Here is a 26152-nt window from a genome sequence, read left to right as displayed (position 1 = left end):
CGGCCCTTCCCAGGCTGAAGGCTCCTCGACGACGAAGGGATCCTTCATGACCGACCGGAACGGGCTCCGGGCCGGGCCCGCGGAGTGGGCGGGCCTGGCCGTCCTCGCCCTGCCGACCGTGCTGCTGGGGCTGGACCTCACCGTGCTGCACCTGGCGCTGCCCTCGCTCGCGGTGGACCTGCGCCCCAGCGGGACCCAGGAGCTGTGGATCGTGGACGCCTACGGGTTCCTGATCGCCGGCCTGCTCATCACCATGGGGACGCTGGGCGACCGGATCGGGCGGCGGCGCCTGCTGATGATCGGCGGCACCGGTTTCATGGCGGCCTCGGTGGCGGCCGCCTACGCGCCCACCCCGGAGCTGCTCATCGCCGCCCGCGCCGTGCTGGGCGCGGCCGGCGCCACCCTGATGCCGTCCACCCTGGCGCTGATCGGCGACATGTTCCGCGACCCGCGGCAGCGGGCGCTGGCCATCGGGCTGTGGACCACGTTCTTCGCCGGCGGGATGGCCGCCGGGCCGCTGGTCGGCGGCGCGCTCCTGGAGCGCTTCTGGTGGGGTTCGGCCTTCCTGCTCGCGGTCCCGGTGATCGGGGCGATGCTGGCGCTGGCCCCGTTCCTGCTGCCGGAGCAGCGCGCCGTCCGGCGCGGCCGGTTCGACCTGCCCAGCGTCGCCCTGTCCCTGGCCGCGGTCCTGCCGGCGGTCTACGCGGTCAAGGGGTTCGCCAAGGAGGGGGCGTCCCCGGCGGTGCTCGCCGCGGCGGCGGCCGCCGCGGTCTTCGCCGTGCTGTTCGCGCGCCGGCAGCGCTCCCTGGACGACCCGCTGCTGGACCTCTCCCTCTTCGGTGGCCGCGCCTTCACCACGGCCCTGGCCGTGATGCTGGTCGGCCTGGTGGGCGTGGGCGGGACCATGCTGCTCACCACGCAGTACCTGCAGCTGGTGGAGGGGCTGTCCCCGATGGCGGCCGGCCTCTGGTTCGGGCCGCCCGCGCTGATGATGGTGGTCTCGGCGATCGCGGCGCCGGTGCTGACCCGGTGGGTCCGGCCGGGGTCGGTGCTGGCGGGGGTGCTGGTGCTCTCCGCGGTCGGCTACGCCCTGCTGGGGGCGGTCGGGCCCGGCGCCGGCCCGGGCCCGGTGGTGGCCGCGTTCTCCCTGGTCTACCTGGGGCTGGGGGCGATCGCGGCACTCGGCACCGACCTGGTGGTCGGCGCCGCGCCGCCGGAGAAGGCCGGTTCGGCCTCGGCCGTCTCGGAGATGGTGCAGGAGCTCGGCCTGGCGGCGGGCGTCGCCCTGGTGGGCAGCCTCGCCGGAGCCGTCTACTCCGCCCGGATGGGCCCCGAGGCCCTGGCCGGCCTGCCCGCCTCCACCGCCCGGGCGGTGGAGGGCAGCCTGGCCGGGGCCGCCTCCGTGGCCGGCGAGGTCCCCGGCGGGGTGCTGGTCCGGGCCGAGGAGGCGTTCATGGCGGGGCTGAACACCGCCGGCTGGGCCGGGGCGGCGGCCGCCCTCGCACTGGCCGGGGCGGCGGCGGTGGCGCTGCGCGGCTCCGCGCCGGAGGGCGGGCCGCCCGGCGGCTCCTCGGAGCATCCGGAGCGTCCCGCGCACAGCGCGCACTGAGCGCCGCGCCGGTGCAGGTTCCTCCCGGCCGGCGGGCGGGCCGGGAGGTCCGCGGCCGCAGCGGCGGCGGAGCCGGGCGCCGGTATTCCGCCGGCCGGGACCGGGCGGCCCCCGGGAGCGGTCCGGCCGACCGTGGTCCGGAGCGCGGGCGGCGGCGCGCTCGGCGAGGAGGAGCCAGGGCGGGTATCGCCGGGCGGCCGCGCGCGGCCGGCACGCCCGCCAGGAGGGGCAGGCCGCCGCCGGGGTTCGGGCGATGGGCGGCGGCGGACGCTCCGCCCGGCCGGAAGGGGGCTCCCGGGAGCCCCCTTCCCCTCCTTAGCGGTCCGCCGAAAAACGCCTTTCACCCCCACCGCTTCACGGGAACAGCGGCCGCATACAAAACTCATTCACGACATTAAGGGCAAATAACTTCCGAAGTGTGAAAGTGCACCCCTCGATCGCCACATAGGGTTTCGAACCGGTCGCAGTGCGGTGAAGCACGTGGTATCCCTTTTCGCGACCGGAAAAGCGGAAATCCGCGGCCGGCTCCCGCTCCGCTCGGCCCTCCCCGGTCCGGTCACCGCCATCGCTCCGAGATTGGGACCCCTCCCGTGCCCGTACGCCCCTCCACCCGACGAGACCCGGACGCCTCCCACCGCCGTGCCCGTGCGGCGGAGCGCCCCCTCTCCGGGGCCGCCGACCCGCCCTCAGCGGGAAGGGGGGCCGCCCCGCCCCCGCCGGCCCCCGGCGCGGTGCCCGCCTGCCACCCGCCGGACGGCGCCGAGGGCGACTTCCACCGCACGCTCGCCCATGTCTCGCTCCCCCCGGACACCCTGGACGGCGGCCGGGGGCGCGCGCCGCGACTCGCGCTGCTCGTCTTCGCCGAGGGCGAGCTCCCCGAGGACCCCGGCGCGACCGGGCGAGCCGCCGAACGCACCGTGCGCGACCTGCTCCACCCGGCCGAGGAGGGGGTGGCCGGCCCCGCCCCGGAGGCGCCCGGCGCCCCGGACTCCCCCTGCCGGACCGTGGACGTGCCGGCCGCGCTGTTCGCCGCGGTCGCCCCGAAGAGCGGCGAAGCGCCCTACCTGACGCACACCCGGCCCACCGCGGGACAGCCCGGGGAGGGCCAGACCGTGGTCACCGCCAACCGGTTCCCCTCCGGGCCCGGCCGCTACACCGCCCACCTGGTCTCCCTCGACGGCCACCCGCTGCCCCCGGAGGGGCCGGGCGCCGTGCGGGCCGTCCGGCTGCACAGCCTGGTGTCGTGGTCCTTCCGGCACGGCGGACCCGCCGGCGGCGCACCCGGCCCGGAGCCGGCCCGCCGGAGCAGACCCGCCCTGCGGGGCGCGTCGCTGCGGCTCCCGCCGCCCGAAGGGGCGCCGGACGGAACCGCCGACCGGCTCCGCCGGGGCTACGTCCCGGTACCGCACCGCCTGCCCTCCGGGGAGCGGACCCACGCCTGGTACCGGGGGCCCGCCGTCCCCGCCGAGACCCCCCTCCCCGCACCGGAGGAGGCCGCCGCCCCGCACACCGCCGAGGAGGCGCTGCTCCGCGGCGAGGACGGCGCGTTCGACGTCTCCCTGGCCGCCGCCTGGCGGCTGGGGCAGGACGCCGCCCGGTCCTGCCCCGAGCAGACCCGGGCCCTCGCCCGCGCCCGCCGGAGGCTGGCCGCCCGGGCCGCCGGGATCACCGAGCGGAGCCCCCGCCCGGGCGCCCCGCTCCCGTCCGGCCTCGCCGCCGAGGAGTTCGGCCGCATCCTGGCCGAGGGGGCGCCGCCTCCGGCCGAGCCCTTCGACCGGCTGCTGGCCCGGGCCGAGGCCGCCACGGCCCTGGACCGGCCGGGGGGCGGGGCCGCCCTGGCCGGGGCCGCCGAGCACGCCGCCGCGGCGCTCGCCCCGCACCTGGAGCGGCTCGCCCTGCTGCACGGCGTCCCGCTGCGCTACCTGGTACCGCACCCGGACATGCTCCCCCCGGAGAGCCTGTGCCCGTTCCGCACCGACCACGCCTGGATCGACGCCCTGCTGGCCGGCGCCGCCTGCCCCGGCCTCCCGGGCGGCCCCGGTGCCCCCGAGGACCGGATCGACGCGGCGCTGCGCACCGCCGCGGTCCGGGCCGGACGGGCGCACCGCCCCGAGGCGGGCCTGCTCATCCGCTCACACCTGGTCGAGACCGGACCGGAGCCGCAGGTCACCGCCTACGCAGGCGGGGGCCGCGGCTCCGTGCGGGAGCTGCGCCGCGACCGCCTCGCCCCGGACGTGCTGCTGGTCCTCTTCGACGCGCTGCCCGAGGTGGTCGAGGTCGGCGGCTCCGGCCGCGGCTCCTGGTTCGGGCTGGGCCGCGGCGACGCGTTCTCCCTGCGCGTGCTGGCCCCCGGCCCCCGGTTCGGCCGCCCCCGCCCGGACGGGGCCGCCTTCCCCGACCGCGACGACCCGGCCGCAGGCACGGTGCTGACCCGCTTCATGCGCGAGGACGCCCCCGAGCGCCGGGTCCTGCGCCTGGCCGGAGCCGGCGGCCTGGTCCGCGCCCTGGCCGACGCCCTCGGCCGGGACGCCCTCACCCCCGACGAGTTCGCCCTCCACCTGGCCGCCACCGGCCACCAGCACAGCCTCCGCCCCCGGGCCGTCCCCTGACCGTCCCCTGACCGTCCCCGCACGATGCGCGGTTCCCCGGTGAAATGCGGTAGAGTCTCTCTCCGTCGGCAGGCGGCGCACGGCGCCGCAGCGGACACACGGGACGTAGCGCAGTTTGGCAGCGCACTTGACTGGGGGTCAAGGGGTCGTGGGTTCAAATCCCGCCGTCCCGACGCGGCTCAGAGAGGGGATCCGGGTTTCCCGGGTCCCCTTTCCGCATCCGGCGGGCCGCCTCCCGTGCGCACTCCGCCCAGCGGCCGGAGGCGGGAACTTTCCTCTATTTCCGCCGCATATCGCGTCATAGGCCGTCCTCGCCCGCGTCGTCATGGATGAGGGTCCGCATCAGGGCGGGCCGGGAACCCCTCGGGGATTGCAGGAGAGTGACAGCAATGACCTTGCCGAGCCGCACGGAGACCGCTGCCATGGTCCGCTCGGAGGCCTTCGCCGCGGGCCCGGACGCGGGCGAGAACCGTGATCTGCGGGAGCCCCCCGCGCAGCCGGTTCCGGACCGCGCACGGCACAGGCTCATCTCCGCGAGCCTGCGCCGCACGAAGGCGGTCCGGCCGCTCGGGTGAGCGCGGCGCCGGCGGCAGCGCCTCGGGCCCGCCCACCGGCGGGCGGGCCCGAACGGAGGCGCCCGGGCCCGTCCGCAGGGAACGTCCGCGGGCGCCGATAGTGTGCACGCCGTTACCACGCGGCCCAGAGGACGGAGAGCGGAAACGTGCAGCGGATCGAGCGCCACGGTGTCGGCGAAGACCGGATCACCCGGGCCCTGGCGGACATTGAAAAGCGGGCCGACCGCCACTACATCGGCCTGAGGTACAACTCGTCGGGGCTGCAGGCGATGCGGGCGATGGGGCGCGACCTCTTCGACCACGTGGCCGCCCGCTCCGTGGAGGACCCCGCGCTCGCCTCCGACCCCGCCTTCACCCGGAAGGTGCTGGCCACCGCGGCCGAGGCCTGCTTCGGCGCACTGGACCGGAGCCTCTTCCCCGACGGCGACTTCGACATCCCCTTCCCGCTCGTCTACGGCCGGCTCACCAACATGGACGACGACTCCGAGGAGAACATCACCCTCGAATACGGCATCGACCTGGCCCCCAGCCCCGGTCTCTGGGCCGAGGCGTTCGCGATGTGCCTGGTCGGCCGCGTCCTCTGGGAACCGGGCCGGATGATCGGACCGCTGCTGCGCGAAGACTTCGCGCCCCAGTTCCACGAGGGGCTGCCCTACGCGCGGATGAAGCCCGAACCGGACCCGGCCGACCTGGCGCAGATCGACGCGCTCCGCATCTACCTGAACGGCGGCGGCCCCCGCCCCGGCCACCCCCGGAGCGTGCTGTGCAGGCCCGGCGCCGAAGAGCGCGCCCGGGCCGCCCGGGGGCTGGACTCCGCCGGCGGGCTGAGCCCCGAGCAGCGCCTGCTGCGCGTGCTGCTGGAGGACGACCAGGCCGCGTTCGAGCGGGCACTGGCCGAGCACCTGGTGCGCCACCGCGAAGCGATGGAGGCCGACGGAGACGCCGCACCCGGGACCCTGCTCCCGGTCGGGGTGATCGCACTGGCCGCCCTGGCGGTCCAGGCGCACGGCTGGCGGCTCGAAGTCACCTCCGACTACCTCCCCGAGGCGCTGCTGCACGCCCCCGAAGGCGCCTCCGAGGTCCCGGCCCGCTGACCGCCGGCCCCGCGCGGGGCGGCGCCGCTCGGCGGCTCAGCGGTGGCCGAAGGCGGCGAGGGGGTCCGGTTCGGGGGTCGGGCGGGTGGGCGGGGGGTAGTCCTTGGCGACGAAGCGCTTGAGGTAGGCGGCGCCCTCGGTGCCTCCGGAGCCCTCGACGTCGGCGAGGTAGCGGCGGCCGAAGCCGTAGTGGCGGCCGCGCCAGGTGAGCAGCGGGCGCTCGGCCGCCGCGTGCGCCGCGGCCAGTTCCGCGCCGCCGTCCGCCGCGACCGCGGCGCGCAGCGGGAAGGCGTCCCGCAGCGGCGGCTCGGCCAGCGGCCTCAGGTGCTCGAAGCGGCGCAGCACCTCCTCCTTCTCCGGGTCGAACCCGTACAGCACCAGTTCCATCAGGTGGTAGTTGAGCGACTGCACGGCGCTGGCGTCGCCGGTGGCCTCCCGGAACTCCATGAACGACGCGGGGGTGAGGGTGCGCAGCACCGCGAAGATCCGGTTGGGCAGTTCGGCGTAGCGGCCCAGGGCGCCGAGCCAGTGCAGCGCCTCCTTCCGGTCGGCGCCGGGCGCCGCGATCGCCCGGACCGCGTGCAGCGCGGCCCGGCGGATCAGGAAGAACACCAGCTCGCAGGCGTGCACCGAGCGGAGGAAGACGTGCTCGTCGTGCCGGTCCGACATGGGGAAGCCGGTGCCGCGGCGCAGCACGTCCAGCCCGAGCGCGGTCCGGGGGTCGGCCGCGGCGGCCGCGGCGGCGCCGGACAGCGTCGCCCCGGCGCCCGGGTCCACCGGGAGGTCGGCGATCCAGGCGCGCAGCTCGGCCAGGAGGGCGATGCGCTCCGCGATGACCTCGGGCACCGGCGCCGCCTCCCGGGCGTGGCGCTCCTCGATGCCGGCCAGCTCCGCCAGCACCGCGTCCAGCGCCACCGCCGCCGCGGGCACCGGGTCCCCGTGCCGGCGCAGGAACCAGTCGAAGGCGTGCAGGTCGGTGTAGCGGTAGTAGGCGGGGATCGGCCGCCCGGTGCGGAACGAGCGGGTCAGCAGGGCCAGGACCTCGTCGTCCTCGCCGGTGCCGGCCGACGCGGCCGCGTGCAGCAGGGCCAGGCGCCGCCGGTCGCGCCCGCTCAGGGCGAGGCGGCCGCCGGCCGCCTGGAGCCGGATGGCCTCTTCGCATTCGTCGGACAGGGACCGCGGGGCACGGATCCGTTCCATGGTTCACTCACCGCCGTATCGGGTGGGGTGTCTCGGGGGTCGTGCGGAGCGGGGGACGCGTCTCAGGGCCGGGTCTTGTACCCGACCACCAGGTGCTTGTCCTGGCTGGAGCGGAGCACCCGGCAGTCGCCGAACCCGGCCTCGGACAGCAGGTCCGCGTACTCGCCGGCGGTGCGGTGCCGCCCCTCGGTCTCGACGTGCATCGACAGGTTCATCACCGAGGTCGCGAGCGGGCCGCGCCGCCCCTCGTCGAACAGCCGCTCCATGACCAGCACCCGGCCGCCGTCGGCGCACGCCCGGTGGGCCTTGGCGAGCAGCTCCCGGCAGGTGTCGTCGGTCCAGTCGGAGAGGATGTAGCCGAAGGCCAGGCAGTCGGCCTCGGGCAGCTCCGCCGCCCGGAAGAAGTCACCGGGGGCGAACTCCAGCCGCCCGGCCAGGCCGTACTCCTCGGTGCGCTCGGCCAGGTAGGGGCCGACCTGCGGCAGGTCGTACACGGTCGCGGCGAGCCCGGGGTGGGCGCGCAGCGCGCTGACGCAGAACGCGCCGCTCGCGCCGCCGACGTCGACCAGGTGCCGCACCCCGCCCAGGTCGGCCAGGCGCACCAGTTCGGCGGAGACGTCGAAGCCGATCTGCCACATGGCGTCCAGGAACTCCCGGGTCGACTCCGGGGTGGCGTAGATGACGTCGAAGGGCGCGGGGAGGTCGGCGTCGACCCCCGCCTTGCCGCGGGTCAGGTAGGCGTCGAGGCGGCCCAGTTGGGCGGCGGCGCCGTTGACCATGTGCGCGCTCATCGCGCCGATGTGCCGGTCCCCGCCGCGGTCCAGGTAGGGGGCCAGTTCGGTGGGGAGCCCGTAGCGGTTCCGGTCGTCGCGCTCGACGAGTTCGAACGCCTCCAGGACCAGCAGCAGCCGCTCCAGGGTGTCCGGGTCGAGGCCGAGCGCGGCCGCCGTCTCGGCGGCGGTGGCCGGTCCGGCGGCGAGGTGCGCGAACACGCCGTGCCGGTCGGCCATGTGCAGTACGTGGGTGGCGTAGAGGCCGTAGAGGGCGTTGGTCAGCGGTCGGGGAAGGATGGCGTTCTCCCAGCGTGAGGGCGTGGTGGGGTGGGGTGGGAACGGGCGGGGCCGGGCGGGCCGCCGCGCGGGCGGCCCGCCCGGTGCTCAGCTCCGGCCGTCGGCGCGGTCGAGGGCGTCCGCGACCATCGGGCCGATGTCGCGCAGCGGTTCGGGCTGCAGCATCCGCGCGTGCGGCCAGTGGACGGCGCGGAATTCGGTCCGGCCGGTCAGCAGCTCCCGCCACGAATCGGGGGTGAGCACCCGGTCCGGCCCCTCGCCGGCGGCGACGATCAGCGCCGGGGCCGCGACCTGCGCCTCCGGGAATTCCGCACCCACCCGGATGTTGTTCATCATCACCGCGATCTGGGTCTCGACCTGCTCGCGGTCCAGGCTGCGCAGCGCCGTGTTCCGGGTGCGCAGCAGGTCCAGGAAGCGGTCGTGGTCGAGGTCGCCCTCGCCGATCTCCGCGGCGTCGATGTCGAACAGCTGGAGCAGCTCCCGGTAGAGGACGGACGGCTCGGTGACCGGCGCGTGCTCGGCGAGCACCCGCTCCGCCTCGCGCGGCGGGTAGGCGTCGAGCAGGATGAGCAGGCCGACCTCCGCGCCCTCCGCCTCCAGCCGCGCGGCGATGGCGTGCGCCACCAGGCCGCCGAACGACCAGCCGAGCAGGTGGTAGGGGCCGTCCGGGCGGACCCGGCGGATCTGCTCGACGTAGTCGCCGACCATCTCCTCCAGGGTCTCTGGGAGCGGGTCCCGGCCGTCGAGGTGCCGCGACTGCAGCCCGTAGACCGGCACGTCCCGGTCCACGTACGGCAGCAGGCCGGTGTAGGGCCAGCTCATCCCGCCCGCCGGGTGCACGCAGAACAGCGGCGCCCGGTCGCCGTGCGCGCGCAGCGGCAGTAGCACGTCGAACGCGCTCTCCTGGCCGTCGACCTCCAGCCGGCGGGCGATCCCGGCGACCGTGGGGGCCTCGAACAGCACCCGGATGGGCAGCTCCACGCCGAGCACCGCGGCGATCCGGCCGACCAGCCGGGTGGCGAGCAGCGAGTGCCCGCCCAGGTCGAAGAAGCCGTCGTCGACGCCGACCTGCCGCACCCCGAGGACCTCGGCGAACAGGTCGCACAGCAGCTCCTCCTGCGGGGTGCGCGGCGCCCGGCCGGCGGCCGGGCCCGCCCCCGCGGGCGCGGGCAGCGCCCGCTTGTCGAGCTTGCCGTTCACGGTGAGCGGCAGCGCGTCCAGTCCGACGACGGCGGAGGGCACCATGTACTGCGGCAGCCGCGCCCGCAGCGCCTGCCGCGCCTCCTCGGCCAGCCGGTCCAGGTCGGCGCCGCCGCGCCGCTCCGGCACCACGTATCCGACCAGCCGCCGGTCGCCCGGCTCGTCCTCGCGCACCACCGCCACGGCCTCGGCGACGTCCGGGTGGGCCAGCAGCCCCGCCTCGACCTCGCCGAGTTCGATCCGGAAACCGCGCAGCTTCACCTGGTCGTCGCCGCGCCCGACGAACTCCAGTTCACCGCCGGCGTTCCACCGGGCCAGGTCGCCGGAGCGGTACATCCGCTCGCCGGGGGCGCCGAACGGGTCGGCGACGAAGCGTTCGGCGGTCAGCCCGGGACGGCCCATGTAGCCGCGGGTCACCCCCGGGCCGGCCACGTACAGCTCGCCGGGGGCGCCGTCGGGGACCGGCCGCAGCCGCTCGTCCAGCAGGTACACCCGGACGCCGGGGAAGGCCCGGCCGATCGCCGCGACCCCGGTCGTGTCGCCCGGCTCCCGCCGGTACCCGGTGTCGATCACCGTGGTCTCGGTGATGCCGTACACGCTGACCAGCCGGGTCCGGTCGGCCGGGTGCCGGGCGTACCAGTCGGCCAGCCGCGCCGAGTCCAGCGGTTCGCCGCCGAAGACGACGGTGCGCAGCCGCAGGCCGGGGGTGCCGTCCTCGGGTTCGGCGGCGAGCAGCTGGTAGAGGGCCGACGGCGTCTGGTTGAGCACCGTCACCCCCTGCTCGACCAGCAGTTCCAGCAGCCGCGCGGGGGCCCGGCTGACGTCGAAGGGGACCACGGCGAGCCGGCCGCCGCGGGACAGCGCGCCCCAGATCTCCCACACCGAGAAGTCGAACGCGGTGGAGTGGAACAGCGCCCACACGTCGGTGCCGTCGAAGTCGAACCAGCGGTGCGCCGTCTCCAGCAGCGCGGTGACGTTGCGGTGCGAGACCACGACGCCCTTGGGGGTGCCGGTCGACCCCGAGGTGTAGATGACGTAGGCGGCGTTGTCCGGTGCGCACCGCTCCCCCGGGTCGCCGTCGGGCAGCCCGTCGGGGAGGGAGCGCAGCGCCTCCTCGTCCAGTACCAGCGCGGGTGCGGCGTCGGCGCGGATGAACGCGATCCGCTCCTCGGGGTAGGAGGGGTCGATGGGCACGTAGACGCCGCCGGCCTTGAGCACCGCGAGGATCGCCACCACCAGGTCGGCGGTGCGCGGCAGGGACAGGCCGACCCGCCGCTCGGGGCCGATGCCCCGGCCGATCAGCCAGTGCGCGAGCCGGTTGGCGCGCGCGTCCAGTTCGGCGTAGGTCAGGTCGGCGCCGTCCGCGGTGAGCGCGACCGCCCCGGGGGCGCTGCGCACCTGGTCCCGGAAGACCCCGGCCAGGGTGGTGGCGGCGGCCCGCGGTTCGGCGCCCCGCCCCGCCGCCAGCACCCGGTCCGCCTCGCCGCCCTCCAGGACGTCGAGGTGGCCGATGGGCCGGGCGGGGTCGGCCACGGCGGCGCGCAGCAGCCGGGCCCAGCGGGCCATCAGCCGCTCCACGGTGGCCCGGTCGAACAGGTCGGTGGAGTACTCCACGGTCGCGGTCAGCCCGCCGGGGGCGCCGTCCGCGCCGTGCCGCTCGCCGACGAGGACGGTGAGGTCGACCCGGGACACCCCGGTGCTGACCCCTTCGCCGCCGACCCGCAGCCCGGGCAGCTCGAACCGGGCCTCGTCCACGTTCTGCAGTGCGAAGCTCACCTGGTAGAGCGGGTGGTGGGCGGCGGAGCGGCGCGGGTTGAGGTCCTCCACCAGGTATTCGAAGGGCACGTCCTGGTGGGCGTAGGCCTCCAGGGCGGTCTCCTTGACCCGGGCCACCAGTTCGGCGAACGGCGGGTTCCCGGAGGTGTCGGTGCGCAGCACCAGGGTGTTGACGAAGAACCCGACCAGGTCGTCCAAGGCCTGGTCGGTGCGGCCCGCGACGGGCGCGCCGAGCGGGATGTCGGTGCCCGCCCCCATCCGGGTGAGCAGCGCCGCCATGGCGGCCTGCAGCACCATGAACACGGTGGCGCCGGAGGCGCGCGCGAACTCGGCCGCCGCGCGGTGCACGTCGGCCCCGACCTCCACTTCCAGGTGCGAACCGCGGTAGGTGGCGGTGGCCGGGCGGGGCCGGTCGGCGGGCAGCGCGATCTGCTCGGGCAGCCCGTCGAGCCTGGTCCGCCAGTAGCCGAGCTGGGCGTTGAGCAGGCTCTCCGGGTCGGATTCGGCGCCGAGCAGCTCGCGCTGCCACAGGGCGTAGTCGGCGTACTGGACGGGGAGCGGCGCCCACTCCGGGACCGCGCCGCGGGTCCGCGCCGTGTAGGCGGCCACCAGGTCGCGGGCGAGCGGCCCCATCGACCAGCCGTCGCCGGCGATGTGGTGCATCAGCACCAGCAGCACCGACTCCTCCGCGCCGATCCGCAGCAGCTCGGCCCGGACCGGGATCTCCGCGGCCAGGTCGAAGGGGTGGCCGGCGGCCTCCTCCAGCAGGCGGCCGAGTTCCGCCTCGGCGGCCTCCCGGGTCCGCCAGGCGATCCGCGCCTCATCGGCGGGGACTACCCGCTGCTGCGGTTCGCCGTCGCGCTCGGGGAAGACGGTGCGCAGCGACTCGTGCCGGCCGACGACGTCGTCCAGCGCGGCGCGCAGCGCCTCGGCGTCCACCCGGCCGGACAGGCGCAGCGCCAGCGGCATGTTGTAGGTGGCCGAGGGGCCTTCCAGTTTGTACAGGAACCACAGCCGGCGCTGGGCGAAGGAGAGCGGCACCGCCTCCGGGCGGGGGCGCGGCGCGACCGCGGTGCGGACCGCCCCGCCCGCGCCGCCGCCCAGTTCGGCGGCGAGGGCCGCGGGGGTGGGGTGCTCGAACAGCACCCGCACCGGCACCTCGGTGCCGAGTACCGCGCGGATCCGGCCGGCCAGCCGGGTGGCGAGCAGCGAGTGGCCGCCCAGGTCGAAGAAGCCGTCGTCGGCGCCGACCCGGGACAGCCCCAGCACCTCGGCGAAGAGCCCGCACAGCACCTCCTCCTGCGGGGTGCGCGGCGCCCGGCCCGAGACCGGGGCGGCGTAGTCCGGCACCGGCAGCGCGCGCCGGTCCAGCTTTCCGCTGGAGGTCAGCGGGATCTCCCCGATGCCGACGATCACCGACGGCACCATGTAGTCGGGGAGCAGGTCCTGGGCGAACTCGCGGAGCGCGGACGTCAGTGCGCCGATGCGGCGGGAGCCGACGGGGTCGTTGGCCAGCCGCCGCCCGTCCCGGGCCGGGCGGTACACCCCGGCCAGGGGCGCGGTCGCATCGAGCGGCAGCAGCACCGCCTCGAACCGGTCGGGCGCCTCCGGCGACCAGGTCGGCACCGCCCGCACCCCGGCCTCCTCCGACCGGACCCGCAGCTCCTCGGGGTCGACCGCTTCGGCGGTGTCCGCTCCGGACTCGGCCAGCAGCCGGGCGTTGGGCAGTCCGGTGACGCGCACCGGGCCGTCCCCGCCCGCCGCCCGCGCGGCCAGACCCTCCAGGTCGGCGACGTCGCGGCCCCAGACCAGGCGCGGCGCATCGGCGACGTCGAGGATCTCCGCAGTGTCCGCGCCGCCGTCCGCGCGGTGCAGCACCGCCTCGTAGCGGTGCCGGGTCAGCTCGTTGTGCGCCCGGCCCGGTTTGAGCACCACCTCCACGGCGGCCACCCGGCCGTCGCGCCCGGCCCACTCGGTGAAGAAGCCGGGGTCGAGGACCAGTTCCTTCTCCATGAGCATCGCGTGCTCGACGCCGGCCCGGGTCGCCGCGGGGCCCGCTTCAGGGTTCCGCGCGCGCTGGACCGCGGTGTGGAACATCCGCAGGGTGGCGGCGTTGCGCACGTCGCCCACGATCAGCCGGCCGCCCGGCGCCAGCAGCCCCAGCGCCCGGTCCAGCACCTTCGAGAGGTACTCGGCGTCCGGGAAGTACTGCACCACCGAGTTGATCACCACGGTGTCGAAGGAGCCCTCGGGCAGCCCGGAGGCGTCGTCGGCGGGCTGCTCCCGCAGCACCACGCGGCCCTCCAGGCCCGCCGCGCGGACCTGGCCGCGCAGCCGGGCGATGACCGCCCCGGAGAAGTCGGTGGCCCAGTAGGACTCCACCTTCCCCGCGACGTGCGCCATGAGCAGGCCGGAACCGACGCCGATCTCCAGCACCCGCCGCGGCGAGCCCGCCAGGATCCGCGCAACCGCCGACCCCCGCCACTCGCGCATCTCGTCCCGGTCGATCGGACCACCGGCATAGCTGGAGTCCCAGCCCTCGAAGTCCTCGCCGAACGGGGCCTGGGCCGTCTGCGCGTACGCCGACTCGTACAGGTCCCGCCATTCGCCGACCTGCTCGGCCGCCGCCGACGGCTCCGCCCCGGCGGCCGGGAGCGCACCGGTGTCGGCCGCCGGGACGACGTAGCCGACCAGCCGCTGGTCGCCGGCCTGGTCCTCGCGGAGCACCACGGCGGCGTCGGACACCCCCGGGTGCTTGCGCAGCACCGCCTCGATCTCGCCCGGTTCGACCCGGAAGCCGCGCACCTTGACCTGGTCGTCGGCGCGGCCGGCGAACTCCAGCTCGCCGTCGGCGTTCCACCGGGCCAGGTCGCCGGTACGGTACATCCGCTCGCCGGGGGCGCCGAACGGGTCGGCGGTGAACCGCTCGGCCGTCATCGACGTGCGCCCCAGGTAGCCGCGGGCCACGCCGCGGCCGGCCACGTACAGCTCGCCGGGCACCCCCGGCGGCACCGGGCGCAGCCGCTCGTCCAGCACGTACACCCGGGTGTTCACCACCGGCCGCCCGATCGGCGTGCGGCCGCCGCCGGTCAGCGCGCCGCTGGTGGCCACCGACACGGTGCACTCGGTGGGGCCGTAGGCGTTGACCACCCGCCGGCCGGCGGCCCAGGTCCGCAGCAGGTCCGGCGGGCACGGCTCGCCGCCGATGATGAGGTGCGACAGGTCCGGCAGCAGCGGGCCCGGCCCGCCGGTGGGAACGGTGCCCAGGATCGACGGGGCGATCAGCAGGTGGGTGATCCGCTCCTCGGCCAGCACGCCGCCCAGCACCTCGCCGACCAGCGGCGACACCCTCGGCAGCACCAGCGTCCCGCCGGCCAGCAGGGCCGCGGAGATCTCCGCGAAGGACACGTCGAAGCTGGGCGAGGAGAACTGCAGCACCCTGCTGCCCGGGCCGGTGCCGAACCGCTCGATCTGTGCGGCCGCCAGCCCGGCGATCCCGGCGTGGGTGAGCACCACGCCCTTGGGGACGCCGGTCGATCCGGAGGTGTGGATGACGTAGGCGGCATCGCGCACCGACGCCCGGGGGGCGGGGTCCTCGGCGGGGCAGGCCCGCCAGGCGTCCCGCACCCGCGGGTCGTCCATCATCCGCACGACCGCCGGGTCCAGCTCCGCGGGCAGCCGGTCGGCCGCCTCCGCGCTGGTCAGCACCAGGTCCGGGGCGACGTTGCCGACCATCTGGGCGATCCGGTCCGCCGGGTGGGCGGGGTCGAGCGGCGCGTAGGCGCCGCCGGCCTTGAGCACGGCGACGATCGCGGTCATCAGCTCCGCCGACTTCGGCAGCGCCAGGCCGACCCGCCGCTCGGGGCCGATGCCCTGGCCGATCAGCCAGTGCGCGAGCCGGTTGGCGCGCGCGTTCAGCTCGGCGTAGGTCAGGTCGGCGCCGTCCGCGGTGAGCGCGACCGCGCCGGGTGCGCTGCGCACCTGCTCTTCGAACAGCTCGGCCCAGGCGGCCTCGGGCAGCGCGGAGGCGGTGGCGTTCCACTCCTCCAGCACCCGGTCCCGCTCGTCGCCGGCGAGGATCTCGATGTCGCCGATGGGTCGGGCGGGGTCGGCCACGGCGGCGCGCAGCAGCCGCACCCAGCGGTCGAACAGCCCCTGCACCGTGGCGCCGTCGAACAGGTCGGTGGTGTACTCGATCTGGCCGTGCACGCCCGCCGGGGCGCCGTCCCGCCCGTGCTCCTCGCTGAACATGAACAGCAGGTCGATCCGGGAGGTGCGGGTGAGCGCGGTCTCCCGGGAGGTGCTGAGGTCGGGCAGCTCGAACCGCGCCCGGTCGGTGTTGAGCAGCGCGAACCCGACCTGGAACAGCGGGTGGTGGGCGGCGGAGCGGCGCGGGTTGAGCTCCTCCACCAGGTGCTCGAAGGGCACGTCCTGGTGGGCGTAGCCTTCCACGCTGGTCGCGCGGACCTGGGCGACCAGCTCGGCGAAGGACGGGTCGCCGGAGGTGTCGGTGCGCAGCACCAGGGTGTTGACGAAGAACCCGACGAGGTCGTCCAAGGCCTGGTCGGTGCGGCCGGCCACGCCGGTGCCGAGCGGGATGTCGGTGCCCGCGCCCATCCGGGTGAGCAGCGCGGCCATGGCCGCCTGCAGCACCATGAACACGGTGGCGCCGGAGGCGCGCGCGAACTCCGCGACGGCGGCGTGCAGGCCGGCGTCGACGTCCACCTCCAGCAGGTCGCCCCGGTAGGAGGCGACCGGCGGGCGGGGCCGGTCGGCGGGCAGCGCGATCTGCTCGGGCAGCCCGTCGAGCCTGGTCCGCCAGTAGTCGAGCTGGGCGTTGAGCAGGCTCTGCGGGTCGGACTCCGTCCCCAGCAGCTCGCGCTGCCAGAGCGTGTAGTCGGCGTACTGGACCGGCAGCGGGGCCCAGTCGGGTGCGGTCCCCTGGACGCGCGCGCCGTAGGCGGCGGCCAGGTCGCGGGCGAGCGGCCCCATGGACCAGCCGTCGGCGGCGATGTGGTGCATCAGCACCAGCAGTACGCACTCCCGCTCCGCCACCCGGAACAGCCATCCGCGCACCGGGATCTCCGAGGCCAGGTCGAAGGCGTAGCCGGCGGCCTCTTCCAGTACGGCACCGAGTTCCGCCTCGGTGACGTCGCGGGTCCGCCAGGCGATCCGCGCCTCATCGGCGGGGATGACCCGCTGGTGCGGTTCGCCGTCGTGTTCGGGGAAGACGGTGCGCAGCGACTCGTGTCGGCCGACGACGTCATCGAGGGCCGCGCGGAGGGCGGTCTCGTCCGCGCTCCCCTTCAGCCGCAGCGCCAGCGGCATGTTGTAGGAGGCCGAGGGTCCTTCCAGTTTGTTGACGAACCACAGCCGGCGCTGGGCGAAGGAGAGCGGGACCGCCTCCGGGCGGGGGCGCGGGGCGGGGGCGGAGCGGATCCGCTCGCCCTCGTCCAGCCGCTCGGCCAGGCCGGCGACCGTGGGGTGCTCGAAGAGCAGCCGCACCGGGACTTCGACGCCGAGGGCGGCGCGGATCCGGCTGACCAGCCGGGTGGCGAGCAGGGAGTGGCCGCCCAGGTCGAAGAAGCCGTCATCGATACCGACCCGGGTGAGGCCGAGCACTTCGGCGAACAGGGCGCAGAGCGCCTCCTCGCGTTCGGTGCGCGGTGCTCCGCCGGTGGTCAGCGCGTCGAAGTCGGGGGCGGGCAGTGCGGCGTAGTCGATCTTGTTGTGCGGGGTGAGCGGTACGGCGTCCACGGCCAGGACGGCCGAGGGCACCATGTACTCCGGCAGCACCTGCCGTGCGTGCTCGCGCACCGAGGAGACCAGTGCGCCGATGCGGCGGGAGCCGACGGGGTCGTTGGCCAGCCGCCGCCCGTCCCGGGCCGGGCGGTACACCCCGGCCAGGGGCGCGGTCGCGTCGAGCGGCAGCAGCACCGCCTCGAACCGGTCGGGCGCCTCCGGCGACCAGGTCGGCACCGCCCGCACCCCGGCCTCCTCCGACCGGACCCGCAGCTCCTCGGGGTCGACGGGGGTGCCGGTGAGCGCGGCGCCCTCCTCGGTGGCCAGCCGGGCGTTGGGCAGTCCGGTGACGCGCACCGGGCCGTCCCCGCCCGCCGCCCGCGCGGCCAGACCCTCCAGGTCGGCGACGTCGCGGCCCCAGACCAGGCGCGGCGCATCGGCGACGTCGAGGGTCTCCGCAGTGTCCGCGCCACCGTCCGCTCCGCCGTCCGCGCGGTGCAGCACCGCCTCGTAGCGGTGCCGGGTCAGCTCGTTGTGCGCCCGGCCCGGTTTGAGCACCACCTCCACGGCGGCCACCCGGCCGTCGCGCCCGGCCCACTCGGTGAAGAAGCCGGGGTCGAGGACCAGTTCCTTCTCCATCAGTACGGCCTGTTCGACGCCCGCGCGGACCGCGGCCTCGTCGGCGTCCGGGTTCTGGGTGCGGTACACGGCGGTGTGGAACATCCGCAGGGTGGCGGCGTTGCGCACGTCGCCCACGATCAGCCGGCCGCCCGGCGCCAGCAGCCCCAGCGCCCGGTCCAGCACCCGGCGCAGGTAGTCGGCGTCCGGGAAGTACTGCACCACCGAGTTGATCACCACGGTGTCGAAGGAGCCCTCGGGCAGCCCGGAGGCGTCGTCGGCGGGCTGCTCCCGCAGCACCACGCGGCCCTCCAAACCGGCCGCTCGCACCTGGCCGCGCAGCCGGGCGATGACCGCCCCGGAGAAGTCGGTGGCCCAATAGGACTCCACCTTCCCCGCCACGTGCGCCATGAGCAGGCCGGAACCGACGCCGATCTCCAGCACCCGCCGCGGCGAGCCCGCCAGGATCCGCGCAACCGCCGCCCCCCGCCACTCGCGCATCTCGCCCCGGTCGATCGGACCACCGGCATAGCTGGAGTCCCAGCCCTCGAAGTCCTCGCCGAAGGCGGCGGCGCCCGCCGCGCTCTCGGCGTAGACCGAGTCGTAGATGCCGCGCCACTCGTCGACCTGGGCGTCCCCGGCCGCGTCGGATCCCGCGCCGCCCCCGGGGACGACGTAGGCGACCAGCCGCCGCTCCGCGCCGTCGCCGTGCGGGACGACGACCGCGCGGCCCACGTCCGGGTGGCCGACCAGGGCGGCCTCGACCTCGGCCGGTTCGATCCGGAAGCCGCGCACCTTGACCTGGTCGTCGGCGCGGCCGGCGAACTCCAGCTCGCCGTCGGCGTTCCACCGGGCCAGGTCGCCGCTGCGGTACATCCGCGATCCGGGCGGACCGAACGGGTCGGCGGTGAACCGCTCCGCGGTCAGGTCCGGTCGGCCGAGGTAGCCCCGGGCCACACCCGGACCCGCGATGTAGAGCTCGCCCACCACACCCGGCGGAACCGGACGCAACCGCTCGTCGAGCAGGCGGCAGCGGCCGTCCTCGACCGGGCGGCCGATGGGGGCGGCGCCGCCGGTCAGCGGGTCGCTCGCGGTCGCCATGACGGTGATCTCGGTGGGGCCGTAGGCGTTGATCATCCGCCGGCCGGCGCGCCACCGGTCGACCAGGTCCACCGAGGCCGCCTCGCCGCCCACCACCAGCGTCTCCACGCCGGTGGTCCTGTGCTCGGCGCCGTCGGGGAGCGCGGCCAGCACCGACGGCGGGACCAGGGTGTGGGTGATCCGCTCCTCGGCGATCACCCGCTCCAGTTCGGCGCCGGCCAGGCGGTGCTCGGCCGGGACCACCAGCCGCCCGCCGGTGCCGAAGGCCCAGAGCATCTCCAGGATGGAGACGTCGAAGCTGGGCGAGGCGAGCTGGAGCACCCGCGATTCGGCGGAGCCGCCGAAGCGGCGCCGGATCGTCTCGGCGAGCGCGTGCACGCCGGTGTGCGCGACCTCGACGCCCTTGGGGACGCCGGTCGATCCCGAGGTGTAGATGACCCAGGCGCGGTGGCCGGGCAGGAGTGCGCCGCCGCGGTCGGCCGCCGTGGGTGCGGTGGCCGGGCCGGTCTCCCAGGCCCGGGCCGTCGCCGGATCGTCCACCGCGACCACCGGAGCGCCCCCGAAGGCGCCGGCCAGCCGGGCGCCGGTCGCCCGGTCGGTCAGCACCAGCCTCGGACGCGCCCCCGCCATGATCGAGGAGACCCGCTCGGCCGGATGATCCGGATCGACCGGAACCCACGCCGCACCCGCCTTGGCGATGCCCAGCACCACCGCCACCAGATCGGCGGAGCGCGGCAGCACCACGCCCACCAGGTCCTCCACGCCCGTGCCGCGCCCGATCAGCCAGTGCGCGACCCGGTCGGCCCGCTCCTCCAGCCCCGCATAGGTCCACTCCACGCCCGGGCCCGACAGCGCCACCGCATCCGGGGTGCGGCGCGCCTGTGCCTCGAACAGTTCGGGGAGAGTGCGCGGTTCCACGGCGGGCGCGGTGTCCGCGCCGGCCGACAGCCGGGCCCGCTCCTCGCCGCTGAGCAGGTCGATGTCGCCGATGGGTCGGGCGGGGTCGGCCACGGCGGCGCGGAGCAGCCGGACCCAGCGGTCGAACAGGGCGCGCACGGTGGCCCGGTCGAACAGGTCGGTGGCGAACTCCACCAGCCCTTCGATGCCCTCGGGGTCGCTCTCCCCGGCGTGCGCGTCCTGCCGCTCGGTCAGCGAGATGAGCAGGTCGAACCGGGAGGTCCCGGTTCCGGGGGTGGACGTGCGGACCCGGGTGCCGGGCAGCTCGAAGTCCGCGGCCGGTGCGTTCTGCAGTGCGAACGCCACCTGGAACAGCGGGTGGTGGGCGGCGGAGCGGCGCGGGTTGAGCTCCTCCACCAGGTGCTCGAAGGGGACGTCCTGGTGGGCGTAGGCCTCCAGGCTCGTCTCCCGGACCTGGGCGACCAGGTCGGCGAAGGAGGGGTTCCCGGAGGTGTCGGTGCGCAGCACCAGGGTGTTGACGAACAGTCCGACGAGGTCGTCCAGGGCCTGGTCGGTGCGGCCGGCCAGGGCCGTGCCCAGGGGGATGTCGGTGCCGGCGCCCATCCGGGTGAGCAGCGCGGCCATGGCCGCCTGCAGCACCATGAACACGGTGGCGCCGGAGTCGCGGGCGAGCCCGGCGACGGCCCGGTGCAGTTCGGCGTCGACCTCGAAGCCGAGCAGGTCGCCCCGGTAGGAGGCGACCGGCGGGCGGGGCCGGTCGGCGGGCAGCGCGATCTGCTCGGGCAGCCCGTCCAGCCGCCGTCGCCAGTACGCCGTCTGCCGGTTCAGCGGGGCGTCCGGGTCGGATGCGGCGCCGAGCAGTTCGCGCTGCCAGAGCGTGTAGTCGGCGTACTGCAGCGGCAGCGGGGCCCAGTCGGGTGCGGTCCCCTGGACGCGCGCGCCGTAGGCGGCCACCAGGTCGCGGGCGAGCGGGGCCAGCGACCAGCCGTCGCCGGCGATGTGGTGGACCAGGACCAGCAGCACCGATTCGTCCGGGGCGAGCCGGAGCAGCAGGCCGCGCACGGGGACGTCGGCCGCCAGGTCGAACTCGTGCCGCGCGGCCCGCGCGACCGCGGCGTCCAGCTCCTCCTCGGCCGCCTCGGCCGCGTCCCATCCGGCGCGGGCCTCGCCGGCGGGGACCACCCGCTGGTGCGGTTCGCCGTCGCGCTCGGGAAAGACGGTGCGCAGCGACTCGTGCCGGCCGACGACGTCGTCCAGCGCGGCGCGCAGCGCTTCCGCGTCCACGCACCCCTTCAGCCGCAGCGCCAGCGGCATGTTATAGGAGGCCGAAGGCCCTTCCAGCTTGTTGACGAACCACAGCCGGCGCTGGGCGAAGGAGAGCGGCACCGCCTCCGGGCGGGGGCGCGGGCCCGGTGCCGGCCGGGTCTGCGCGTCCCCGCCGATGCGCGCGGCCAGCCCGGCCACCGTGGGGTGGTCGAAGAGCAGCCGCACCGGCACTTCGATCCCCAGTTCGGCGCGGATCCGGCCGACCAGCCGGGTGGCGAGCAGGGAGTGGCCGCCCAGGTCGAAGAAGCCGTCGTCGATACCGACCCGGGTGAGGCCGAGCACCTCGGCGAAGAGCCCGCAGAGCGCCTCTTCGCGCGGGGTGCGCGGCGCCCGGCCCGAGACCGGGGCGGCGTAGTCGGGGGCGGGCAGTGCGCGCCGGTCCAGCTTGCCGTTGCCGGTCAGCGGGATCTCCGGGAGCGCGACGAGCGCCGAGGGCACCATGTAGTCGGGCAGGGCCGCGCGCAGCCCGTCGCGGATCCGGGCCGGGTCGCCGTCGGCGGACCCGCTGCCCTCCGCGACGATGTAGCCGACCAGCCGCCGGTCGCCCGGTTCGTCCTCGCGCAGCACCACCACGGCCTGCGCGACGCCGGGGTGTTCGAGCAGCGCCGCTTCGATCTCGCCCGGTTCGATCCGGAAGCCGCGGACCTTGACCTGGTCGTCGGCGCGGCCGGCGAACTCCAGCTCGCCGTCGGCGTTCCACCGGGCCAGGTCGCCGCTGCGGTACATCCGCGATCCGGGCGGACCGAACGGGTCGGCGGTGAACCGCTCCGCGGTCAGGCCGGGCCGGCCCAGGTAGCCCCGGGCCACACCCGGACCCGCGATGTAGAGCTCGCCCACCACACCCGGCGGAACCGGGCGCAACCGCTCGTCCAGCACGTAGCCGGCCAGGTCGGCCAGGGCCCGCCCGATCGGGCTGAGCGAGCCGGCCCGGGCGGCGGACTCCGCGGTCAGCGCGTGGTGCGTGGCGTGCACGGTGATCTCGGTGATGCCGTACATGTTCACCAGCGCGCAGCCGCCGCCGGGGTGGCGCGCGTACCAGTCGGCCAGCCGGGCCGGGTCCAGCGCCTCCCCGCCGAAGACGACGGTGCGCAGCGCCAGCCGCCGCCCGGTCTCCGGCGCCGCCCGCTCGGCGTCGAGCAGCTGGTAGAAGGCGGAGGGCGTCTGGTTGAGGACGGTCACGCCCCCGTCCGCGAGCAGTTCCAGGAACCGGTCCGGGGAGCGGGAGACGTCGAAGGGCACGACGACGAGTCGGCCGCCCCAGGCGAGCGCACCCCACAGCTCCCAGACGGAGAAGTCGAACGCGGCGGAGTGGAACATCGTCCACACGTCGGCGGGACCGAACCCGAAGTCGCCCCAGGTGGCGGCGAGCAGCCTGACCACGCTGCGGTGGGCCACCTCCACGCCCTTGGGGGTACCGGTGGACCCGGAGGTGTAGATGACGTAGGCGCGCTGGTCCGGGCGGAGTGCTCCGCGTTCGGCCGGGCCGGGGTCGGTGGCGGGGCACGCGCCGCACGCGGCCGCCGTCTCGGGGGCGTCCAGCGGAACCGCCTCGACGTCGGCCGCGCGCAGCGCGGCGAGCAGCTCCGGCGGGGCGTCCGCCGAGGTCAGCACCAGGGAGGGGGCGGCGTCGGCGGCGATGTGCGCCACCCGCTCGGCCGGGTGGTCGGGGTCGATGGGCAGGTAGCCGGCGCCGGCCTTGCCGACGGCGAGGACCGCCGCCACCAGGTCGGCGGAGCGCGGCAGGGCCAGGCCGACGAGGTGTTCGGCGCCCACGCCGCGCCGGATCAGCCAGTGCGCGAGCCGGTTGGCGCGCGCGTTCAGCTCGGCGTAGGTCAGTTCGGTGCCGTCCGCGGTGAGCGCGGTGGCTCCAGGGGCGCTGCGCACCCGCTCCTCGAACAGCTCGGGCAGGGTCGCGCCGGCCGTCGGGGCGGCCTCGGCGGACGCGGCCGGCCCGGTGGTGAGCCGGGCGCGCTCGGCGCCGTCGAGCAGGTCCAGGTCGCCGATGCGGCGGGCGGGGTCGGCCACGGCGGCGCGGAGCAGCCGGATCCAGCGGTCGAACAGGGCGCGCACGGTGCCGCCGTCGAACAGGTCGGTGGCGTATTCGACCTGGCCGTGCAGGCCCGCGGGGGCGCCGTCCGGGCCGTGCTCCTCGGTCATCAGGAACAGCAGGTCGAAGCGGGCGGCGCCGGTGGCGACCGCGGCGGGCAGCCCGGTCGCGCCGGGCAGCCGGACCTCCGGCGCCGGCGCGTTCAGCGCGAGGACCACTTGGAACAGCGGGTGGTGGGCGGTGGAGCGGCGCGGGTTGAGGTCCTCCACCAGGTATTCGAAGGGGACGTCCTGGTGGGCGTAGGCCTCCAGGCTCGTCTCCCGGACCTGGGCGACCAGGTCGGCGAACGGCGGGTTCCCGGAGGTGTCGGTGCGCAGCACCAGGGTGTTGACGAAGAACCCGACCAGGTCGTCCAGCGCCTGGTCGGTGCGGCCCGCGACGGGCGCGCCGAGCGGGATGTCGGTGCCGGCGCCGAGCCGGGTGAGCAGCGCGGCCATGGCGGCCTGCAGCACCATGAACACCGTCGCCTCCCTGGCCTGGGCGAAGTCGGCGACGGCCCGGTGCAGTTCGGCGTCGATGCCGGCCTCGACCAGGTCGCCGGCGCCGGAGGCGGCCGCCGGGCGCGGCCGGTCGGTGGGCAGCTCCAGTCGGTCCGGCAGCCCGTCGAGCCTGGTCCGCCAGTAGTCGAGCTGGGCGTTGAGCAGGCTCTGCGGGTCGGTCCTGTCGCCGAGGAGTTCGCGCTGCCAGAGCGTGTAGTCGGCGTACTGGACCGGCAGCGGGGCCCGGTCGGGGGCGGCGCCCTCGACGCGCGCGCGGTAGGCGGCGGCCAGGTCGCGGGCGAGCGGCCCCATGGACCAGCCGTCCGCGGCGATGTGGTGCATCAGCACCAGCAACACCGATTCCTCGGCGTGCACGCGCAGCAGCTCGGCCCGGACCGGGATCTCCGCGGCCAGGTCGAAGGGGTGGCCGGCGGCCTCCTCCAGCAGGCGGCCGAGTTCCGCCTCGGCGGCCTCCCGGGTCCGCCAGGCGACCCGCGCCTCACCGGCCGACAGCACCCGCTGGTAGGGCTCGCCGTCGCGTTCGGGGAAGACGGTGCGCAGCGACTCGTGCCGGCCGACGACGTCGTCCAGCGCGGCGCGCAGCGCTTCCGCGTCCACGCGCCCCTTCAGCCGCAGCGCCAGCGGGACGTTGTAGGCGGCGGAGGCGCCTTCGAGCCGGTGCAGGAACCACAGCCGGCGCTGGGCGAAGGAGAGCGGCACCGCCTCCGGGCGGGGGCGCGGCGCGACCGCGGTGCGCGCCGCCTCCTGGTCGGCGCGGCCCAGTTCGGCGGCGAGGGCCGCGGCGGTGGGGTGGTCGAACAGCACCCGCACCGGCACCTCGATGCCCAGTTCGGCGCGGATCCGCCCGGCCAGCCGGGTGGCGAGCAGCGAGTGGCCGCCCAGGTCGAAGAAGCGGTCGTCGGCGCCGACCCGGGACAGCCCCAGCACCTCGGCGAACAGGGCGCACAGCGCCTCCTCGCGCTCGGTGCGCGGCGCCCCGCCGGTGGCCAGCGCCTCGAAGTCGGGATCGGGCAGGGCGGCGTGGTCGACCTTGCCGTGCGGGGTGAGCGGCACCGCGTCCACGGCGGTCAGCACCGACGGGACCATGTACTCCGGCAGCCGGCCGCGGAGCTCCTCGCGGAGCCGGGAGGCCGGGGCGGTGCCGCCGGTGACGACGTAGCCGACCAGCCGCCGGTCCGCGCCGTCGCCGTGCGGGACGACGACGGCCTGCTCGACGCCGGCGCACGCGCGCAGCGCGGCCTCGACCTCGCCCGGTTCGATCCGGACGCCGCGCACCTTGACCTGGTCGTCGGCGCGGCCGGCGAACTCCAGCTCGCCGGTTCCGGTCCGGCGGGCCAGGTCGCCGGTGCGGTACATCCGCGATCCGGGCGGACCGAACGGGTCGGCGGTGAACCGCTCCGCGGTCAGGTCCGGCCGGCCCAGGTAGCCGCGGGCCACGCCGGGCCCGGACACGTAGAGCTCGCCCACCGCGCCCTCGGGCACCGGGCGCAACCGCTCGTCCAGGACGTGCACGCCGGTGCCCGCCACCGGCCGGCCCATCGGGAGCGGCGGGGCGCCCTCGGGGCGGTCGCCGAGGGGGCCGCTGACGGTGGCGGCGACGGTGGTCTCGGTGGGGCCGTAGGCGTTGATCATCCGGCGGCAGGGGGACCACCGGTCGATCAGGTCGGCGGGGGCGGCCTCGCCGCCGACGATCAGCGTCTCCAGACCGGTCAGCCGGGTCTCCGCGCCGCCGGGGAGGGTGGCCAGCACCGACGGCGGGATGAGCGCGTGGGTGACCCGCTGCTCGGTGATCACCCGCTCCAGTTCGGCGCCGGAGGGGCGGTGCTCGGCCGGGACCACCAGCCGCCCGCCGGTGCCCAGGGCCAGCAGCAGCTCCAGCACGGAGGCGTCGAAGCCGGCCGAGGCGAGCTGCAGCACCCGGGTGTCCCGGGTGCGGGTGCACCGCTCCACCAGGGTGGCCGCCAGCGCCCCCAGGCCGGCGTGGGTGACCTGCACGCCCTTGGGCGCGCCCGTCGACCCCGAGGTGTGGATCAGGTAGGCCCGGTGCGCCGGGCCGACGGCCGTCTCCGGTGCGGTGGCCGGGCCGGTCTCCCAGGCCCGGACCGTCGCCGGATCGTCCACCGCGACCACCGGAGCGCCCCCGAAGGCACCCTCCAGCCGGGCGCCGGTCGCCCGGTCGGTCAGCACCAGCCTCGGACACGCCCCCGCCATGATCGACGAGACCCGCTCGGCCGGATGATCCGGATCCACCGGAACCCACGCCGCACCCGCCTTGGCGATGCCCAGCACCACCGCCACCAGATCGGCGGAGCGCGGCAGCACCACCCCCACCAGGTCCTCCACGCCCGCGCCGCGCCCGATCAGCCAGTGCGCGACCCGGTCGGCCCGCTCCTCCAGCCCCGCATAGGTCCACTCCACACCCGGGCCCGACAGCGCCACCGCATCCGGGGTGCGGCGCGCCTGTGCCCGGAGCAGCTCCGGCAGCGTCATTCCGATGAGCGGGGTCCCGTCGATGGTCAGGTCATTGACCGAAGAAGCCGACACAGCGAAGCCACTCCTCTGCAGGTGGGGCCGTCGAAATTCGGGAGGGCGCACGCGGGTTCCGGGCATGCGAAAGGCAGGAGCGCAGGCTCGCGCGAGGCCGGGCGCGTTCGGCATCCGTCCTGGACGAGCGGGCGATAAAACAGCAAAGAGAATGAAAAGTTGA

6 protein-coding genes and 1 tRNA gene are annotated in these 26152 nt (G+C 76.2%); 4 read left to right on the top strand and 3 right to left on the bottom strand.

The window, feature by feature from the left end:
- Positions 1–46: 46 nt before the first annotated feature.
- The 4 genes from J0910_RS13945 to J0910_RS13930 all read left to right on the top strand — a co-directional run bounded on the left by J0910_RS13945 (position 47) and on the right by J0910_RS13930 (position 5887).
- Complete coding sequence (locus tag J0910_RS13945) at positions 47–1609, top strand: MFS transporter (protein WP_420158931.1); 1563 nt, start codon at positions 47–49, stop codon at positions 1607–1609.
- A 590-nt stretch (positions 1610–2199) separates the two neighbouring features.
- Entirely contained in the window at positions 2200–4218 is a 2019-nt protein-coding gene (locus J0910_RS13940) for a hypothetical protein (protein WP_420158930.1), read from the top strand.
- 99 nt (positions 4219–4317) lie between these two features.
- A tRNA-Pro gene (locus J0910_RS13935) sits at positions 4318–4391 on the top strand.
- A gap of 548 nt (positions 4392–4939) precedes the next feature.
- A complete protein-coding gene (locus J0910_RS13930; RefSeq protein WP_420158929.1) occupies positions 4940–5887 on the top strand; it encodes an immunity 49 family protein in 948 nt (315 codons plus the stop codon).
- Between the two features lie 36 nt (positions 5888–5923).
- On the opposite strand, the gene J0910_RS13925 is transcribed toward J0910_RS13930, so the two are convergent.
- From J0910_RS13925 to J0910_RS13915, 3 genes are all read right to left on the bottom strand, one after another.
- Positions 5924–7087, bottom strand: a complete 1164-nt coding sequence (locus J0910_RS13925) for a tryptophan 2,3-dioxygenase family protein (protein WP_420158928.1) — start codon at positions 7085–7087, stop codon at positions 5924–5926.
- Between the two features lie 62 nt (positions 7088–7149).
- Positions 7150–8142 (bottom strand): methyltransferase, encoded by a 993-nt coding sequence (locus J0910_RS13920; RefSeq protein WP_474646607.1) that lies wholly within the window; start codon positions 8140–8142, stop codon positions 7150–7152.
- 102 nt (positions 8143–8244) lie between these two features.
- On the bottom strand, positions 8245–25989 hold the full coding sequence (locus tag J0910_RS13915) for an amino acid adenylation domain-containing protein (protein ID WP_420158927.1): 17745 nt from the start codon (positions 25987–25989) through the stop codon (positions 8245–8247).
- Between the last annotated feature and the right edge of the window lie 163 nt (positions 25990–26152).

The organism is Nocardiopsis oceanisediminis, from assembly GCF_048595525.1.
Taxonomy (GTDB): Bacteria; Actinomycetota; Actinomycetes; order Streptosporangiales; family Streptosporangiaceae; genus Nocardiopsis_A; species Nocardiopsis_A oceanisediminis.
The sequence above is the reverse complement of the archived record's forward strand: the minus strand, read 5'-3'. Positions and strand labels throughout refer to the sequence as shown.